13 protein-coding genes and 3 pseudogenes are annotated in these 18077 nt (G+C 71.0%); 11 read left to right on the forward strand and 5 right to left on the reverse strand.

Annotated elements, in window-relative coordinates; genetic code table 11:
- Window positions 1-52 precede the first annotated feature (52 nt).
- From CES90_RS32675 to CES90_RS32700, 6 genes are all read left to right on the forward strand, one after another.
- Window positions 53-1027: a UbiA family prenyltransferase gene (locus CES90_RS32675; protein WP_189785638.1), complete on the forward strand. Its 975-nt coding sequence runs from the start codon at window positions 53-55 to the stop codon at window positions 1025-1027.
- Entirely contained in the window at window positions 1024-2394 is a 1371-nt protein-coding gene (locus CES90_RS32680; protein WP_189785637.1) for an FAD-dependent oxidoreductase, read from the forward strand. Before CES90_RS32675 ends, CES90_RS32680 begins: the two co-directional genes overlap by 4 nt.
- 1 nt (window position 2395) lies before the next feature.
- Window positions 2396-3964: a class I adenylate-forming enzyme family protein gene (locus CES90_RS32685; RefSeq protein WP_189785743.1), complete on the forward strand. Its 1569-nt coding sequence runs from the start codon at window positions 2396-2398 to the stop codon at window positions 3962-3964.
- A 250-nt stretch (window positions 3965-4214) separates the two neighbouring features.
- Window positions 4215-5036 (forward strand): class I SAM-dependent methyltransferase, encoded by an 822-nt coding sequence (locus tag CES90_RS32690; RefSeq protein WP_189785636.1) that lies wholly within the window; start codon window positions 4215-4217, stop codon window positions 5034-5036.
- A complete protein-coding gene (locus CES90_RS32695; RefSeq protein ID WP_229914125.1) occupies window positions 5033-6853 on the forward strand; it encodes a CoA transferase in 1821 nt (606 codons plus the stop codon). Before CES90_RS32690 ends, CES90_RS32695 begins: the two co-directional genes overlap by 4 nt.
- Entirely contained in the window at window positions 6850-8607 is a 1758-nt protein-coding gene (locus CES90_RS32700; RefSeq protein ID WP_189785635.1) for a class I adenylate-forming enzyme family protein, read from the forward strand. The genes CES90_RS32695 and CES90_RS32700 overlap by 4 nt, the downstream gene beginning before the upstream one ends.
- Before the next feature lie 701 nt (window positions 8608-9308).
- Here CES90_RS32700 and CES90_RS51690 read toward each other — a convergent pair.
- Window positions 9309-9428 (reverse strand): annotated as a pseudogene (locus tag CES90_RS51690) (IS5 family transposase); the annotation flags it as partial.
- A gap of 564 nt (window positions 9429-9992) precedes the next feature.
- Between CES90_RS51690 and CES90_RS32705 the strand changes: the two are divergent.
- Window positions 9993-10466 (forward strand): nucleotidyltransferase domain-containing protein, encoded by a 474-nt coding sequence (locus tag CES90_RS32705; RefSeq protein ID WP_189785634.1) that lies wholly within the window; start codon window positions 9993-9995, stop codon window positions 10464-10466.
- A 555-nt stretch (window positions 10467-11021) separates the two neighbouring features.
- On the opposite strand, the gene CES90_RS32710 is transcribed toward CES90_RS32705, so the two are convergent.
- From CES90_RS32710 to CES90_RS32725, 4 genes and pseudogenes are all read right to left on the reverse strand, one after another.
- Complete coding sequence (locus CES90_RS32710; RefSeq protein WP_189785633.1) at window positions 11022-11624, reverse strand: sugar O-acetyltransferase; 603 nt, start codon at window positions 11622-11624, stop codon at window positions 11022-11024.
- Between the two features lie 157 nt (window positions 11625-11781).
- A pseudogene (locus tag CES90_RS32715) lies at window positions 11782-12060 on the reverse strand (alpha/beta hydrolase family protein); the annotation flags it as partial.
- A 104-nt stretch (window positions 12061-12164) separates the two neighbouring features.
- Window positions 12165-13082, reverse strand: a complete 918-nt coding sequence (locus CES90_RS32720) for an aminoglycoside phosphotransferase family protein (RefSeq protein ID WP_189785632.1) — start codon at window positions 13080-13082, stop codon at window positions 12165-12167.
- A 285-nt stretch (window positions 13083-13367) separates the two neighbouring features.
- Window positions 13368-14051 (reverse strand): annotated as a pseudogene (locus CES90_RS32725) (glycoside hydrolase family 32 protein); the annotation flags it as partial.
- Between the two features lie 84 nt (window positions 14052-14135).
- Between CES90_RS32725 and CES90_RS32730 the strand changes: the two are divergent.
- The 4 genes from CES90_RS32730 to CES90_RS32745 all read left to right on the forward strand — a co-directional run bounded on the left by CES90_RS32730 (window position 14136) and on the right by CES90_RS32745 (window position 17930).
- Window positions 14136-14393 (forward strand): hypothetical protein, encoded by a 258-nt coding sequence (locus CES90_RS32730; protein ID WP_208921998.1) that lies wholly within the window; start codon window positions 14136-14138, stop codon window positions 14391-14393.
- Window positions 14390-15310 carry a carbohydrate ABC transporter permease gene (locus CES90_RS32735; RefSeq protein WP_189780508.1) on the forward strand — a complete coding sequence of 307 codons (921 nt, stop codon included), beginning with the start codon at window positions 14390-14392 and terminating at the stop codon, window positions 15308-15310. Before CES90_RS32730 ends, CES90_RS32735 begins: the two co-directional genes overlap by 4 nt.
- Window positions 15311-15505: 195 nt before the next feature.
- Window positions 15506-16705 carry an ROK family transcriptional regulator gene (locus CES90_RS32740; protein ID WP_189780709.1) on the forward strand — a complete coding sequence of 400 codons (1200 nt, stop codon included), beginning with the start codon at window positions 15506-15508 and terminating at the stop codon, window positions 16703-16705.
- A gap of 124 nt (window positions 16706-16829) precedes the next feature.
- Entirely contained in the window at window positions 16830-17930 is a 1101-nt protein-coding gene (locus CES90_RS32745; protein ID WP_373313241.1) for a sugar ABC transporter substrate-binding protein, read from the forward strand.
- Window positions 17931-18077: the final 147 nt, after the last annotated feature.

An 18077-nucleotide genomic window follows, 5' to 3' on the forward strand; every position in this document is an offset into this window, starting at 1 on the left:
TCCGGGCGAGCGGCACTCCCTTCGGACGCAGACACCCCCCAAGAGGTCACTCATGACGGACAGCATCGCGGCCGGCCGTCCGGCCGCCACCGTCCAAGGCCACAGCCGACTGCGCGCCTACGCGCGGCTCGGCAAGCTGGACGTGTACGACTACTACCTCGGCATCTTCCTCGCCCTGACCGCCGCGCTGTTCCCGGCTGGCGCCTTCACCGCCCGGCAGGCACTGGTGCTGGCGGTGTTCCTGGCCGGCGAAGTCGCAATCCTCATGGCGATGGTCGCCCTGGACGACGTCACCGGGTTCCGGGACGGCAGCGACCTCGCCAACTACGGCCCCGACAACCCGCTGCGCAGCAAGGCACGCAAGCCCCTGGTCGCCGGGGCACTGACGGTGCCCCAGGCGCTGCGCTTCGCCTGGGCCTGCGCGGCGGCCGGGGCGGTGCTCTGGGCGGGCGCCGCCGCGCTCGCGCCGCACCACCCGCTGTGGGCGCTGGTGACGGCGGGCGCGCTGTTCGCGGTGTCGCTGCAGTACTCGTACGGCCTGAAGATCAGTTACCACGGTTTCCAGGAGGTGTTCCTGGTCGCCCTCGGCGCCGTGCTGGTGATCGTTCCGTACGGCCTGGTGACGGGGGGCTTCTCCGGTTTCCTGATGGTGCAGGCGGTGCTGTTCGGGTTCGGGCCGCTGATGTTCGGCGTCTACTCCAACACCAACGACGTGGCCGGCGACCGGGCCGTGGGCCGTCCGACCGTGGCCGCCCTGGTCTCCGAGCGGGGCAACGCCGTCTTCATCGCAGCCCTGTCGGTTGCCGAGTTCCTTATCGGCGCGGTCGCCTCGGCCAGCGGGGTGGCCCCCTGGTGGTTCGTGCTGCTGATGCTGCCGGCGACCGCGCTGCGGGCCCGTCAGTACCTGACCGGGTTCGTCCGCGGCGACATCATGACCGCCCGCCGGACGGGCTTCGCCGTGCACCGGCTGAGCGTGGTGCTGATGACCGTGGCCAACGTCGTCGTCGGAACGGGAGCCGCCGCATGAAGCCCGATCTCGACGTCGCCGTCGTCGGCGCGGGCATCGCCGGCCTGACCGCCGCCCACGAACTGCGCCGCGCCGGGCTGGCCGTCCGGGTGTACGAGCAACTGCCGCACGTAGGCGGCCGGATGCGCAGCATCCGCCAGGAGGGCTGGACGGTGGACACGGGCGCCGAGCAGGTCCCGTCCCGCGGTTACCGCGCGACCTGGGAGCTGCTGCGCCGGCTGCGCGTCACTCCCGCGGACGTGCCCCGGGTCGGCGGCGCGGTGGCCGTCTGGCGTGGCGGACGCGCCCACCTGGGCGTCGGCGAGAGCACGGCCGTGGTCACCGGAGCGGGCCTGTCCGCCCGGGCGCGGCTCGACCTGGCCGCCTTCTCCGCCTGGACCGGCCGCCGCCGCGCCGGATTCGACGGCGACCGTCCCGAACACAGCCCGCTCGGCGCCGCCACCGTGCGGGAGGTGTCCGCCCGCTACCACCGCGATCTGCACGACTACCTCTTCCAGCCGGTCGCCGGCTGCTTCTTCGGCTGGGACACCGCCCGGTCCACGGCCGCCCCCATGGTCAGCCTGCTGCTGGAGGCCGGTTCGCCCGCCGCCTGGCGCACCTACCGCGACGGCATGGACTTCCTGGCCCGCCGGCTGGCCACCGGCGCAGAGGTCGTCACCGACCGCGCCGTACGCGAGGTCACCGACGCGGGCGGGCACGCCGTACTGCGGTTCGACGACGGGCAGGTCACCGCGCGGGCCGCCGTGCTCGCCGTACCGGCACCCGTCGCGGCGGCGCTCCGCCCGGACGCCCCCGCCGACGAGCTGCCGTTCCTCACCTCCTGCACCTTCACACCCATGATGAAGGTCAGCTGCCTGCTGGACCGCCCCCTCGCCCCCGCAGCCCGGCGCCCGGTGCACATTCTGCTCACCCCGGCCGCCGAGGAGGACGTGCTCTCCGGCGTCGTCGTCGAACACGCCAAGGACCCCGGCCGGGCCCCCGCCGGCCGGGGCCTGGTCACCCTCGTGGCCGGTCCGCACCGGGTCCCCGAGCTGCTGGACGCACTTCCCGACGAGGCCGCCGACCTCCTCGTCCGCGCGGCGGAACGCTATGTCCCGGGCATCGGCGACGCCTGCCGCCACCGTCTCGTGCACGCCTTCCGCCACGGCCTGCCGGAAGCCACACCCCAGGCCCTGCGCGAACGCGCCGGCTTCCTGTCCCGGCCGGCGCGCGCCGTGGAGTACGCCGGCGACTGGCTCATGCTGCGGCCCGCCTCCGAGGGAGCCGTCCGGGCGGGCGCGCTGGCCGCGTCCCGCGTCCTGAGCAGGCTCGGACGGAACACTCCGGCCGACCCCGACCGATCGGAGGAGATCCGTGCGACCGCATGACATGGGCACCCTGTTCGACGAGGCGGCGGCGGGCGGCGCCCGGACCGTGGTCCACCTGGACCGGCCCTTCGACATCGCCCCGCGGGCAGGCACCCGGTGGACCGTCACCGAACTCGCCGGCCTGGTCCGCGCCACCGCGGCCCGCCTCGCCGACGCCGGGGTCGGGCCCGGGGACCGCGTGGCGATCGTGAAGGACAACCACTGGGACTACGACCTGCTCGCCTGCGCCATGGTCCGCCTCGGCGCCGTACCCGCGCTGCTGTCCGCCCGGCTCGACACCGCGGACCTCGTCACCCTGCTGGAGCGGCTGCGGCCTGCCGCGCTGGTCACCACCTCCGAGGTGCTGGCCCGCTGCCGGGACACCGCCGCCGGCGAACCGGCCCGGATCCTCGTCACCGTCGACTCCGCGGCGCCCGACGCGGTCCACCTGGCCGCGCTGGACGCGTCCCGCCCCCGCGAACCGGTGCGGCGCCACGACGACGAACCCCTGGTCATCCATCACACGTCGGGGACGACCGGCGTGCCCAAGCTGGTGGTCCACTCCACGCGGACACTCGTGCACAAGCTGGCCCGCTTCGAAGCGGTGCGCTACCCGGGCATCGGCATCCGGCCGGACGACGTCCTGGCCAACGCCAGCGCGTACGGACACGGACGTACCTTCTGCTGGACGGCCGTCGTCGTGTCGCTCGCCCCCGCCGGGATCCTGATCCTCACCGGCGACGACCCGGAGACCGCCGACCCGCTCCTGCGGGCCCATCCGCCCACCGTCGTCGAGGCCCTGCCCGCCTCCTACATCCGGCTGCGGCAGCTCACCACCCGGCTGGACAACCCCTTCCGGCACGTCCGCCTTTACATCAGCACCTACGACGCGGTGCACCCGCCCGCCCTGCGCGCGTACCTGACCGCCAGCCGCCGCGCCCGCCCGCTGTGGATGCAGGGCTGGGGCCAGACCGAGACCGGGCCGCTGACCTTCCGCTTCCACACGCGGCGTTCCACGCTCGAATCGGACGCGGAGACCACGGCACGTCGGCTCGGCCGTCCCGTGCCGGGCCGGACCCGGCTGCGCGCGGTGGACCCGGACACGCTGCGCCCGGTGCCGCGCGGCCGTCCCGGCCTGCTCCTGGTCCGCACGCCCGCCCTCGCCCTGGGCTACATCGGCGAAGTGGACCGCTGGGACGCCAAACGCGTCGGCGACTGGTGGTCCACGGGTGACATGGGCGTCCACCACCGTGACGGCAGCGTCAGCATCCTGGACCGCGCCGCCGACACCCTGCCCGGTATGAGCTGCCTGCGGACCGAGGACGTACTGGAGCAGCGACTTCCGCGGGCTCTGGAATGCGTGATCCTCGGCGCCCCGGACGGCGATCCGCTGCCCGTCGTGGTCACCGCCGACGGCCGACTGGACCCGGACGCCTGGAAACAGGCCACGCACGGACTGCCGACGCTGCGCGACCCGGCCGTTCTCACCTGGGACGAGGTGCCTCGCACCGGCACCGGCAAGGTCCGTCGCGCGGCCCTGGCCCGGCAGCTCACCGGCGCCGCACCCGCCGGCACCGGCCGGTGGACGTGACCGGGTCGCCGTTCGACGCGGCCGACCTGTGCGGGCCGCCGTTCACGGCGGCGGGCTGTCCGGACCGCTCCACGGGGAGAGGAGTCTCACCATGGCACGGCCGGCCTTCCGCCCGGGTGCGCGCCCGCCCCGCAGGGTGCGCGGCGACGGCATCGAGCCCGTCGGCGTCGGCCGCCGGGCCTGTCAGGGCCGTACATGACGACGCCGGGCCGGCCTGTCCGGGCCGCGCTCTGACGAGAGGATCCACACCGTGTCCCAGCCCGCTCCCGCCCGGGAGGGCACCGACCCGATCTTCGGCAACGGCACCGTGCACAGCCGCGACCAGCACCGCTGCCTGGCCGCCGCCTACGACCCGGTGACCCTGCCCCGCCTGGCCGCCGCCGGTGTCGGCCCGGGCTGGCACTGCCTGGAGGTCGGCGCCGGCGGCGGCAGCATCGCACGCTGGCTGGCGGGCCGGGTGGCACCGGGCGGCTCGGTGCTCGCCACCGACCTCGACCCGCGCGACCTGGTACCCGGCCCGGGCTTGGAGGTCGCCGCCCTCGACGTGGCCCGCGACCAGCTTCCGGAGGCGGCCTACGACCTGGTGGTGGCCCGCCTGGTCCTGCAGCACGTGCCCACCCGCGACGCCATCCTGCACAAGCTGGTACGCGCTCTCAAACCCGGCGGCCTGCTGCAGATCGACGAGATCGACGCCTCCTACGAGCCACCGCTGCTGACCCCGGACGCGGAGGCCGAGGCGCTCTATGTCCGGTTCCTGCGGGCCAAGACAGCCGCGCTGCGCGCCGCGGGCGGCGATCCGCACTGGGGACGGAAGGTGCCGGCTGCACTGCGGGAGGCGGGGCTGACGGCCATCGACATCCACCTCCACATCGGCGTACGGCACGCTCAGGACCCCGGCCTCGGACTCCAGTTGAATCACACTCGCAACCTCCGGGACCGACTGACGGAACGGGGCATGACCCAGGAGGACCTGGACCGGGTGGGACGGCTGATGCAGGACCCGTCCTTCCGCGCCGCATCCAGCGTCCTGTACTCGGTGCAGGGCCGCCGGCCCGGCCGGGAGCGATCGTGACGCCGCGCCTGCGCGCCGCGGCCCGGTCGGCCGTCGCCGCCGCGATCGCCGGCCGGCTGCTGCGGCACGCCGCGCCGGACCTGCCGGAGATGAGCGGCCCAGGCCGGGAAAGGCTGCGGTACACCGTCGACTGGGCGGGTCCGGTCGGTGCGGACATGCCGGACGAGCGCGCCGTACAGGCCGCCTGCGGTCTCATGCAGGTCCACGGCCGGGCGACGGGCGGGCCGCTCCCACTGGCCGTCGACTACGCCTCGGTGGTGGCGGGGGTGCTCGCCGCCCAGGGCGCCACCGCTCTCCGCATCGCGCGCGCCCGCGGCCTGGACCTGCGCGAGGTGCGGACCTCGGTGGCTCAGGGAGCGCTGCTGGCGGTCGTCCAGTACCTCGCCGCCGAGACGGCCCGTGACACCTCCGGTTCGCCCGAGCCGGATTCGCCACACCCGCCGTCGGCCGGACCGGATGCGCTGCTGACGGGCGGTCTGGCAACCCTGGAGACGTCCGACGACGCCCGTGTAGAGGTCGAGACCCTCGACCCTCTGGCGTGGCGGGAGTTCTGGGCCCGGCTCGGCGTGGCCCCCCTGCTCGCCGGCCGCGGCTGGCTGCCCTTCCAGCAGCGGTTCGCCACCGCCGACTGCCCGCTGCCCGACGAACTGCGGCAGGCCGCCCGCCGCCGCACGCTGGTGGAGCTGAGGGCCGCCGCGCACCATACCGGCGTGAGCCTCCTCGCGGTCGGCTCCGACCCGGCCCCCGCCGTCCGCCCGGCCGCCTGGTGCCTCACGCCCGGACCGGCACTGGTCCCCGAGGCCCGGTCGCACCCGGACACCGGCGTGCCCGGCCCCCGCCCGGCCGTCCCGGTCTCCGGTGCCGTCCTGCCCCTGACGGGCCTGCGGGTAGTGGAGTCCACCCGCAGGGTGCAGGGCCCGCTCGCCGGACACATCCTGCGGATGCTGGGTGCCGAGGTGGTCCGGATCGAACCGCCCGGCGGCGACCCGATGCGCTGGCTCCCCCCACTGGCAGGAGACTGCTCGGCCCGGTTCTCGGCTCTCAACGCGGGCAAGCCGGTGGTCGAGGCCGACCTCACCGCCGCGCAGGGCCGGGAAACGGTCCGCGCGCTGGCCGCCGAGGCCGACGTCTTCCTGCACAACTGGGCCCCCGGAAAGGCCGCGCGGCTCGGCCTGGACGCGTACGACCTGCTGCACGGCCGCCCCGCCCTGGTGTACGCCTGGGCGTCCGGCTTCGGGGACGCCTTCGGCGACCGGCCACCCCTGGGCACCGACTACCTCGCCCAGGTGCACAGCGGCCTCGCCGCGGCGGTGCGGCCGGCGGACCAGCCTCCGGCGCCCTCCCTGATGACGCTCACCGACGTGCTCGGCGGGCTGGTGTGTGCCCAGGGGGTGCTGGCCGCGCTGGCGGCCCGGGAGACGACGGGCCGGGGCTACCGTGTCGACTCCTCCCTGGTCTCCGCGGCCGCTCTCGTCCCCCGTCCCGCGCGCCGGGTCCGGTGGACGCGGCTGGACCGGCCGCTGCCCACCGCGGACGGTCATCTGTGCCTCGGCCCCGACGCCCGGGCGCGCCCCGAGACGGTGCTCCGCCTCCTGGACCGGGCCGGCCCCACGACCACCGAGGACCTCGCGGCCCGCTTCGCCCGCCGCACCACCGAGGAGTGGACGGCACGGCTGGCCGAGGCCGGTCTGACCGCGACGCCCGTACTCACCGACCTGACAGCTCTGGCCCACGACCCGGCCTTCCGGGCGGCCGTCGCACCACCGGGCCCGGTCACCGGACACGCACGGCCGTACGCCCCCTGGGAGTTCGCATGACAGCCGCCCCCGCGCCCCGGCACCGTACCGCCCCGCCCGCGAGCCGGGGAGAGCATCCGGTGTGGACCTCACGCGCCGGAGTGCGCTTCCCGGACCTGGTGCCTCGCGCACAGCGAAGCGCCTGGGTGACGGCGGGCCTGTGCCCGGACACCGACCTCTACGCACTGTTCACCGGCCGGGTCCGCGAACACCCGGACCGCCAGGCGCTGGTGGACGACGCCGGAGTGCTGTCCTACGCGGCGCTGGATGCCGAAGTCCGCCGGATCGCCGCCTTGTTCGCCCAGGCGGACCTGGGAGACGGGGACGTGGTGGCGCTGCTGCTGCCCAACGGACGCGACGCCGTGGCCGCGGAACTCGCCGTCTACGCGATCGGCTCGGTGGCCCTCCCGACCCCCCCGGGCGGCGACGACCGTGACGTCCGGGCGCTGCTCGCCCGCTCGCGGGCCCGCGGCGCCGTCCTCGCATCGGCCGACCGGGCACAGGCTGTCGCGGATCTTCCGTACCTGCGCACCGTGTTCGCCCCCGGCCCGGGCAAGGGACGGACGCACGGGCTGCACGCCCTGCCGACCCCGGCCCGGCATCCCTGGCGGCCACAGCCGGCCGACCCGTACGGACCCGCCCGCATCCTGGTGTCGTCCGGTTCCGAAGCCGAGCCGAAGATGGTCGCCTACAGTCATCACGCCCTGGCCGGCGGCCGTGCGCGATACGTCCGGAGCCTGCACCCCGACACCACGCTGCCGCCCCGCCACCTCGTCCTCGTCCCGCTGGCCTCCTCCTTCGGTTCCCTGGGCACACCGGTCACCCTCGCCGCCCTCGGCGGCACCCTGATCGTGCGGTCGGCCTTCGACCCGGCGGGGGTGCTGCGGATGGTTGCCGAGCATCGTCCCACCCACCTCTTCGCGGTGCCCACCATGCTCCGGCGAATCGCCGGTCTCCCGGCGCGGCCGGACGAGGACACATCGTCATTGCGTGCCGTCGTCTCCAGCGGCGCCCCTCTGCCGGCGGCCACCGCCCAGGCATGCCGCGAACGGTTCGGCCGACCGGTGGTGACCGTGTACGGCTCGTCGGACGGCGTGAACTGCCACACGGCGGGAGAACGCCACCCGCCGGGCGACAGCGTCGGCACCCCGGACCCCGCGGTGGCCCGCATCAGGATCACCGGACCCGACGGCACGCCGCTACCCACCGGGCGGACGGGTCAGATCGAGGCCCTGGGCCCCATGACGCCACTGTGCTACGTCAACGCGCCTGAACTGGACAGCCGTTACCGCGCCTCCGACGGCTGGGTGCGCTCGGGCGACCTCGGTCTGCTGGACGAGCGCGGAAGGCTGCACGTCCTGGGCCGGCTCAAACGCATCGCTGTGCGCGGGGGGCTCAACATCAGTCTCGCCGAGGTCGAACGCGAACTGGGCACCCATCCAGCGGTGGCCGAGGCGATCTGCGTCCCGGTGCCCGACCCGGACCTGGGGGAACGACTGTGCGCCTGCATCCGCCCGGCCCCGGGCACACCCGTTCCCACACTGTCCGACCTCACGGCCCACTTGGGGGTCCGTGGCCTGGCCCGCCGGAAACACCCCGAACGTCTCCTGGTCCTGAACGAGATGCCCCTCGGCCCCACCGGAAAGGTCTGCTACCGCACCCTGATGTCCCGAGCGACCGCGCGCTCCGCTCGGGAAAGACCGCAGGGCGCTCGCGAGGCTGAGGAGAGCAGCCAGGACAGATCTCCCGGAACGCCGCCTGCGGAGCCGGAGTAGGGGAGGCGTCCCCGGCATGGGAGACCCCGGCAGCGCAGGCCCCGTCGGAGGCATCCACGCGGCGCTGTCCGCGCTCGCCCAGCCTGTTACGTCGTCGGTTCGGGCAATCGTGTCGAATCACGACCAGCCTGCTCAGGTCGGGTGGCGCCATGCTCGCTGCCGCGGCGCCGCTGCCACCTGACCGGCTGGGGTCGGCGGCTGAGGCTCCCGACCTTCTCTGCCACTTCGGTCCCCTGGGCCGGTCACAGGTCGTCGCCCGGACCGATGCGGTTGGTGACTGGGAGGCGAACAGCTCGTTTTCATTCCCGGGGCCGGTGGAGCTGCGGCGAATGTGGTGGATGCGACGGGTCGCGTGTTGGTGGGTCGGCCGTTGGCGGCGGGCGGGGTGACGGACGAGTACGGCGCGGCGGTGGTCGGGTCCGGGGCCGGCGGGCTGACCACCGCGGTATGCCTGGCGCGCCAGGGCTGGTGGTCGCGGTGCGGATCGAGCAGACCAGGCGGCGGCCGGCCAAACTCCGCGCCGAGGGCGGCTGGCGTTCGTGGAAGACGCACGGCGCCACGGTGACGTGCCGGCCGCTGGACTTGGATTCCCGAGGTCTACCACTCTCTCGGCGGCGGCCCGGCTGTCATTCCCCACGCCTGCTCTCCTGTCGGCGCGGCGTCGGTTCACGGAGGTCGGCGGGTCACCATGGCCCGAACGCCCAGCCGTAGGTCCGCTCGACCGGTTGACGTTTTGGGACCGGGGTGAGGCCCCGGAATACCGGGGTGCGTTGAACGCTTTCCAGGTCGATGCCGAGGGTGGTGCCGTGCTCGACGACGTGCGTACCTGACGTATCGCCAGGTAAGTCGGCATCTGGCCGGCATCAGTCCTCGAACATTCCTAGGCGAGTGTTCGAACGGGTGCTTGGTCGGTGGTGGCGCAACAGCCCGCTTCGCACGGAGTCCAGGCAAGGAGCCTGCTCGTCAGCGTGAAGCGATGTCCCTCTGCTCGGAAGGCTTGATACGTGGCTCGACAGCTCGCTCGGACTAACCGGCAATCCCCAGCTATGTTGCGCCGCTTTGCGGGGAGACGAGGCGACAGGATCTTCACCCACCCAGTCCACCAAGTCCTGGCAGCAAGCACGCCCCGTTCCGGAACAAAGATCAACCGCTTCCCGGACCGCCGGACTCGGCCCAAAGAGGCGAGTTGCGCAGGCGGTACACGCCCTTCCTGCTGCCGCTCGCGAGCAGCTCGCTGCTCGACCGCCTCCAGCCCGCCCGCCACCCAGCGCGGCCCGCGCTGCTGGGCTCGGCCGCATGTGCCCCAGGTTCGCCCGGCGGCCGGAGGGATTTCGTTCGCCGTCTCAGGTAATCGCTTCTAGCCTGCGTTAACAGCTGAGGACGTGATGTCTGTCTTGGCCCTGCTGCAAAGGGCACGGGTTGATGTCTGGATCGGCGGAGGTTGGGGGATCGATGCTCTGATCGGCGAGCAGACCCGGGAGCATCGCGACCTGGACTTGATGCATTGGAAGGATCACGAAGCCGCTGTCATGGCAGCCTTGTCTGGCATGGGTTTCGCAGAGAGCTTCGACTGGCGGCCTATCCGGTTCGTCGTAACGGATCTGGACGGCCGAGCGATCGACCTTCACCCGCTGGTCTTCGCCGAGGACGGCTCAGCAGCGCAGGCATCGTTTGAGCCGGAGCGACCGTTCCTGTATCCCTCCTCATGCTTTGTGACGGGCGTCATCAGCGGAACGACCGTCCCGTGTCTCTCGGCTGAGCAGCAGGTCTACTTCCACCAGGGTTATGAGCCATCCGATCGTGATCGTCACGACATGGCCCAACTCCGCCGAGTCTTCGGGATCTCCACTCATTTTTGATCCGGTCAGCGAGACGAGCATCGCGTTCCCAGCGCCTGTCGCTGTTCCCTTTCGGCCCCCGGTCTTCCCTCAGCGAGGCAACTTCGGTGAGGGATCGTCATGGCGTCGGTCGTACGCAGCGTGCAGGCATCACGGAAGTTGATCCGGGGTCCGAGATGTGACAGCGCCCGATCCTCGTCGGCACGGTTTCCACCGGCAGGCCCTGCGACCGTTCGGTGGCATGCTTTGCCCTTGTCCTCGCAGGCGGTGTCCGCTTGCCGGGGGGTGGCTTGCATCGGTCAGGCGGAGCGGGTCAGACGGTCACGCGGTCATGATTTCTGGAGGCGTTGAGTCCGGTGACAAGGCTGTGATGTGTGGAAGGAGGCCGTGGACCCCGTCAAAAAGGAGCAGCTCTCCGTGCTCAGCTTCACCAACGGCTTCAACCGCATTCGCACCACCATCGAGGAGCCCCTCGGCACCACCTGGTGACCGGCGCTGCTGACCTGCCGTCAGGACCCAAGGTGCTTGCCCGTCCCGAGCGACGGTGCTGGTGGTCGTGGTCCTCCGCCACCGGCACTACTGCGTGGCGGTACGTGTGGTGAGGTCCTCGTCCGTGATGGGGCGGACCACCCGGCAGGGGGTTCCGACCGCGACGGTCATCGGGGGAATGCTGCGACTGACGACGCTGCCGGCGCCGATGACCGACCCGTATCCGATACGGACGCCGGGCAGGACCACCGCGTTGCTGCCGATCCACACCTTGTCCTCGATCACGATCGGATCCGAGAACCGCCCAAAGTCAGCGCGTCGCGAGGGGTGCACCGGGTGTCCCGTCGTGGTCAGTGTCACGCTGGGCGCGATCATGACACTGTTGCCTATGCGGATCTCCACGTCGTCCACGAACGTGAGGTTCACGTTCCCGAAAAAGTCGTCGCCGATGTGGACGTTGCTGCCGAACCCGGCGTGGAACGGCGGCAGCAGCACCGTGCGTTCACCGACCGAGCCGAAGATCGCGATGAGCAGCGATCGACGTTTCTCCGTTTCGTTCGGTGGTGTGTGGTTGTACTCGAAGATCTGCTCGGTGCGGCGCCGAGGGGCCAGGAAGGCCGCTTCCGACTCGGTGTAGACGAGTCCCTTGGCAATGCGGGCCAGGACTTCTTCCTCGTGAGCATGCGTCACAGCGGAACGCTCCCGTCGTTCAATCACTTGGGCACAAGCTCGGCATGCCCCCGGTTGACAGTGCGTCAGGCATAAGATCATCTGACACTCGCAGAAGTCTGCCGCACCTCACCCCGCAGCCAAGCCCTTTCACCGAAGTCATTCGGAAGGTGATCAGTTAAAGCATTGCGGGGCGCCGCCACTCCCGTCCGAGGACATGGTGATCGAGGAAGTTCAGCATCGTTTCATACTTGATGCGAAGGTGGTTCGGCGCCTTGAGCCGTTGGCCCTCGTCCGGGAAGTGCAGGAAGCTGACGGGCGTCCCGAGCCGCTGCAGATCGCTGTGCAGGCTCACTGCCTGGCCCATCGGGACGCGGTGGTCCTTGCCGCCGTGCACGATCAGTATCGGCGTGGTCACCTTCGCCGCGTGGAAGTGGGGCGAGTTGGCTTCGTACCGTTCGCGCTGCGTCCGTCGCCGTGATCTTCCGGCCGCCTACCTCTACAAGACTTGGGCCAGCGCCGAACCTCGGAGGCGTTTGTCACCCACGGTGGACAGCGCGTTCATCGGCGGATCGTTGCGATGAGGCGTCGCAGCGCGGCGTGGGCGGGTGGGCCCCAGGTGGCCTTGCCGCCGGGGCGGCCATGAAGGCCGGCCTCTCCGATGAGGGTGCCGCTGAGGGCTGTCAGCACCGCCCAGCCGCGGGCGCGGCGCAGGGTCGCGGCGTCCACCACCGGCTGGTAGGCGTCATGGAAGCGGTCGGCGGCCGCGTCCGGCAGCAGTATCCAAGGGGCAGCGAGATCGCAGGCCGGATCGCCCGCGCAGAGGTCGCCGAAGTCGATCACGCCGCAGAAGGTGCCGTCCGCGGTGAGGACGTTGGCCGGATGCAGGTCGCCGTGGAGCCACAGCGCCGGGCCCGCCCACTCGGGCGCGGCAACGGCGTCTTCCCAGACCGCTCGGACGGCATCCGGTTCGGGGAGCAGCCCCAGCTCGATGGCCGAGGCGAACTGCTCGGCGAATTGCTCGGCATGGTCGGCCAGTGGCCCCCCGCGGCCACGGCCGACGGGCGCCCCGTCGGGGGCAGGTCGGTGAAGGGCTGTCAGGAAGGCGGCCAAGGTGCCGGCCGCCTCCGTGGCACGTGTGGCGGGAGCGCGGTCGGCGGGCGAGCCGGGCACCCAGGTGGTGACGATCCAGGGTCGCGGAAACCGCTCGGAGGGCTCGCCGAGGCGCTGTGGGACGGGAACGGGCAGGGGAAGGCGCGGGGAGAGAGCGGGTAGCCAGGCGTGCTCCTTGCGCAGCAGGGCGTCCGCGGACCGTGTCGCCCAGGGCAACCGGACGGCGAGGTCGTCGCCGAGCCGCCACAGCTGGTTGTCCCAGCCACGCGCGCCGAGCTTCAGGGGACGACCGGCCAGGTCCGGGTGCTGGTCGAGCAGCAGGTCCCGGACCAGATCTGCGGTGATGTCGATCTCGGTATGGGTCATGCGGAGCCACGGTAGTCGGACGCTGACCCGGGCGTTTGGGACGCCCAGCGCTCAGTGCCGCTCACCATCCTCACTTCCTGAACTGGGCACCGCACGGCAATGCCCATCGGCGCCTGGTTCCCCCTCGGCCGTCCTGCGAAGGGAGGAAGAGACACAGGCTGGCATCATCGGTGCGGGCCAGGTTTGGTGGGGATTGCTTCCACGCCCCTTTCTTGGCGCCTGCCTTGCCGAGAGCCGCGGGCCGGTCGCCGCCCCTGGGCGACCGGCGCGCGGACCTGCGGCTTGTCACCGCCAGATGGACTTCAGCTGCCATGCCTGCATGTGGTCGAGGGTGGCGGTGCCGCCTTCGGCGAAGACCTCGACGCCGGTGCTGGAGGGGTCGGGGAAGATCTGGTCGGTGATCACCGCTTCGCCGTTGCCGCCGAAGACCTCGACGGACGACCAGTCGACGAGGATGCGCAGCTTGACCTTGCCGTTCTTGGCCTTCAGGGGTGCGGTCTGGACGCCGGGGAAGGTGCTGTTGAAGTCCACGGCGCCGGAGTGGGTGCGGTCGACGTACAGCTCCTGGGTCGTGGTGTCGTAGCCGATGACGGTCTCCTCGCCGCCCGCGCCGGTGCGCGCCTTCAGGCCGAAGCGGTCGGCGTCCTTGAGGGAGAAGGTCGCCTCGATGTCCAGGGCCTTGTTCCCGGCCGCGGGGCCGATCAGAGGCTTGGAGGTGTTCTTGACGGTGACGTCGGACGCCGTGATCGGGCGCTTGTTCCGGAGGGACTCCAGGCTGCCCACCGGCTTGCTGGTCAGCCGGATCCGGCCGTTGATCGTGCGCAGTGCCATTTCCCGGGGAATGCTCTGCGCGCTGCGCCAGGGGGAGGTGGGGATGGACTGGCCGTAGTCCCAGTTGTTCATCCAGCCGATCATGTACCGCTTGCCGCCCGGGGCGTTCTCCCAGGACACCGCCGCGTAGTAGTCCCGCTGACCGCGCTGACCGCGCTGACCGCGCTGACCGCGCTGACCGCGCTGACCGCGCTGACCGCGCTGACCGCGCTGACCGCGTCGATGGAGCGGACTGGGGCGACCGGGCCGCTGATCGGGCTGAGCGTGCCGGTCGAGCTGACCGGGCCGCCGACCGTGCCGACCCGGCCGACAGTGCCGCTGACCAGGCCGACCGCGCTGATCGAGCCGATCGTACTGATCGAGTCGGCCGGGCCGACCGGGCAGCTGGCCCGGCCGACTGGACCGACCGGGCAGCTGACCGTGCGGAGCGGGCCGACCGTGCCGATCCAGCCGATCGCGTCGCGAGGAGGACACCAATGAAGACGACCGACACGCCTCCCCTCGACCCCGCCGAGGACGTGCCGCCCGTGGCTCAGGTGCCCGGCACGACCGTGCCGCCGGCGAAGGCCGGCGAGGGTACGTTCCTCAACGTCTTCTCGCACGGCATGCTCATCCTGTGGGCGTTCATGGTCGTCCTGCCGCTGCTGTGGGCGGTGATGACCTCGTTCAAGACGGACCGGGACATCTTCAGCTCGCCCTGGGCGCTGCCGGACTCGCTGCACTTCGAGAACTGGTCGCGTGCCTGGACCGAGGCGAACATGAGCGACTACTTCCTCAACACGGTGATCGTGGTGGGGTGCTCGCTCGTCGGCACCATGCTGCTGGGCTCCATGGCGGCGTACGTCCTCGCGCGCTTCGACTTCCCCGGGAACCGCTTCATCTACTTCCTCTTCATCGGAGGGATGAGCTTCCCGATCATCCTGGCGCTGGTCCCGCTGTTCTACGTCATGCAGAACCTCTCACTGCTGAACACACTGCCCGGGCTGATCCTGGTCTACATCGGGTACTCGCTGCCCTTCACGGTGTTCTTCATGACGGCCTTCTTCCGCACGCTGCCGACCTCGGTGGCGGAGGCGGCCTTCGTGGACGGCGCCTCGCACACCAGGACGTTCTTCCAGGTCATGCTGCCGATGGCCAAGCCCGGGCTGATCAGCATCAGCATCTTCAACTTCCTGGGGCAGTGGAACCAGTACATGCTGCCGACGGTGCTCAACACCGAACCCGACCGGAAGGTGCTCACCCAGGGCCTTGTCCAGCTGGCCGTCAGCCAGGGCTACAAGGGCGACTGGTCCGGCCTCTTCGCCGGGCTCGTGATGGCGATGCTGCCAGTGCTCGCCGCGTACATCGTCTTCCAGCGCCAGGTCGTGCAGGGGCTGACGGCGGGTGCGCTGAAATAAGACGCTGAAGCAAGACATTCCCGAACACGTCGTACACCGTTCCTCTTGTGGGGGAGCGGTGTACACACGTGTGCGCCTGCCCCCGGAAACGGTTCAACCTCTTGACGGGAGGCGACCCGAACGGCTCAGCTTAGAGTTCACTAGTTGGACATAGACGGGGCCTCGTCGACGCGGCCCCGTGCGCAGGAGGTCGTCGTGGAGACTCCGGGGTCGCAGTCGTCGCTGCACCGAGCAAATCTCGAGCGCGTCGTCCGGGCGGTGCGCCTCGCCGGATCGCTCACCCAGGCCGAGATCGCCAGGACGACGGGCCTGTCCGCGGCCACCGTCTCCAATATCGTTCGGGAACTGAAGGACGGCGGAACGGTCGAGGTCACGCCCACGTCGGCGGGTGGCCGCCGGGCCCGCGCGGTCTCGCTCAGCGGAGACGCCGGGATTGTCATCGGCGTCGACTTCGGGCACACGCATTTGCGCGTCGCGATCGGAAATCTGGCCCACCAGGTGCTCGCCGAGGAGGCCGAGCCGGTCGATGTGGACGCCTCCTCGACGCAGGGCTTCGACCGGGCGGAACAGCTGGTCAACCGCCTGGTCGACGCCATCGGAGTGGACCGTACGAAGATCGCGGGCGTCGGCCTCGGCGTGCCCGGCCCGATCGACGTGGAGTCCGGCACGCTGGGCTCCAGCGCCATCCTGCCGGGCTGGACCGGCACCAAGCCCGCCGCCGAGATGCGCGACCGCCTCGGTGTCCCGGTGCACGTGGACAACGACGCCAACCTCGGCGCCCTGGGCGAGCTGGTCTGGGGCAGCGGCCGCGGGGTGCGGGACCTGGCCTACATCAAGGTGTCCAGCGGCGTTGGGGCCGGACTGGTGATCGATGGCAAGATCTACAGAGGGCCGGGTGGCACGGCGGGAGAAATCGGTCATATTACTCTTGATGAGTCCGGCCCGGTCTGCCGTTGCGGCAACCGCGGCTGCCTGGAGACCTTCGCCGCCGCGCGCTATGTGCTGCCGCTCCTCCAGTCCAGCCACGGCACCGATCTGACCATGGAGAGCGTCGTGCGGTTGGCGAGGGACGGGGACCCAGGCTGCCGCCGGGTGGTCGCCGACGTCGGCCGACACATCGGAAGTGGAGTCGCCAATCTCTGCAATCTGTTGAACCCCAGCCGCGTGGTCCTCGGTGGCGATCTCGCCGAGGCCGGAGAGCTGGTTCTCGGACCCATAAGGGAGTCGGTCGGCCGGTACGCGATCCCCAGTGCCGCGCGTCAACTCTCGGTGCTGCCAGGGGCACTTGGCGGTCGGGCGGAGGTCCTCGGGGCCCTCGCACTGGCCCTCAGTGAGATGGGTGATTCGACCCTGTTGGACGGGGCTTTGTCCACCGCCACCCCTGCCTTCACTTAGAGAACGAAACACGTCGTTGCCAAGCCGTTAAGGATTTACTTCTTGACGTCGCACATGTGGCCGAGTTGACTTTCGTTCACCTCGGCCGCAGCGCTGCGGCCCGTGTCAGGGAGGCACAACCCAAATGAACGCAAAGATGCGTAGAGTCGTGATCGGCGCCACGGCGGTTTCGCTGGCGCTCTCCGTGGCCGCCTGCGGCAAGGCCGGCGACGACAACTCGGACAGCGGCAGCACCAGCGGCTCGGACAGCAAGTCCATTGGTCTGCTCCTGCCCGACACTGTCACCGCGCGCTACGAGAAGTTCGACAAGCCGTACTTCGAGGCCAAGGTCAAGGAGCTGTGCTCCGACTGTGACGTCCAGTACGCGAACGCTGCGGCCGACCCCACCAAGCAGGCCCAGCAGATGAGCACCATGGTGACCAAGGGCGTGAAGGTCATCGTGGTCTCCGCCCAGGACTCCGCCGCGATCAAGTCCTCCATCCAGTCCGCGGTGGACAAGGGCGTCAAGGTCGTCGCCTACGACCGTCTCGCCCAGGGCCCGGTCTCGGCCTATGTCTCCTTCGACAACGTCAAGGTCGGTGAACTCCAGGGCCAGGCCCTGCTCGACGCGCTCGGCGACAAGGCGACCACCAAGTCCAAGGTCGTCATGATCAACGGCGACGACGCCGACCCGAACGCCGGCCAGTTCAAGGAAGGCGCCCACAAGGTCCTCGACGGCAAGGTCGACATCGCCTACGAGCAGTCCGGCCTGTGGAAGGACACCGTCGCCGCCCAGAAGATGTCCGCGGCGATCACGCAGCTCGGCGCCAAGAACATCGCGGGCGTCTACGCCGCCAACGACGGCATGGCCGGTGGCATCGCCAACACCCTCAAGGGTGCGAAGATCAGCAACATCCCGCTGACGGGTCAGGACGCCGAGCTCGCGGCCATCCAGCGGATCGTCGCCGGTACGCAGTCCGCCACGGTCTACAAGGCCTACAAGCCCGAGGCCGACACCGCCGCCGAGCTGGCGGTCAACCTGCTGGAGGGCAAGGACATCAAGTCCCTGGCCGACACCGAGGTGACCAGCGGTTCCGGTGACAAGGTGCCCGCGAAGCTGCTGACCCCGGTGTCCGTCACCAAGGAGAACATCGCGGACACGGTCGTCAAGGACAAGCTCTACACCGTCGCCGACATCTGCACCGCCGAGTACGCCGAGGCGTGCAAGAAGGCTGGTCTCGAGTAAGCACTCGAGTCCCGCACAGCCTGTCCGGCGCCCGCCCCACCTTTCAGACCCCGCTTCCGGGGCGGGCGCCGGACAGAACCGTTGCCCAGTGCAACGGATTCACGCATGTTCATCTTGTAAGCCTTGTGCGGCGGTCTCCCGGCTCTC

It is taken from the genome of Streptomyces capitiformicae (genome assembly GCF_002214185.1).
Lineage (GTDB): Bacteria > Actinomycetota > Actinomycetes > Streptomycetales > Streptomycetaceae > Streptomyces > Streptomyces capitiformicae.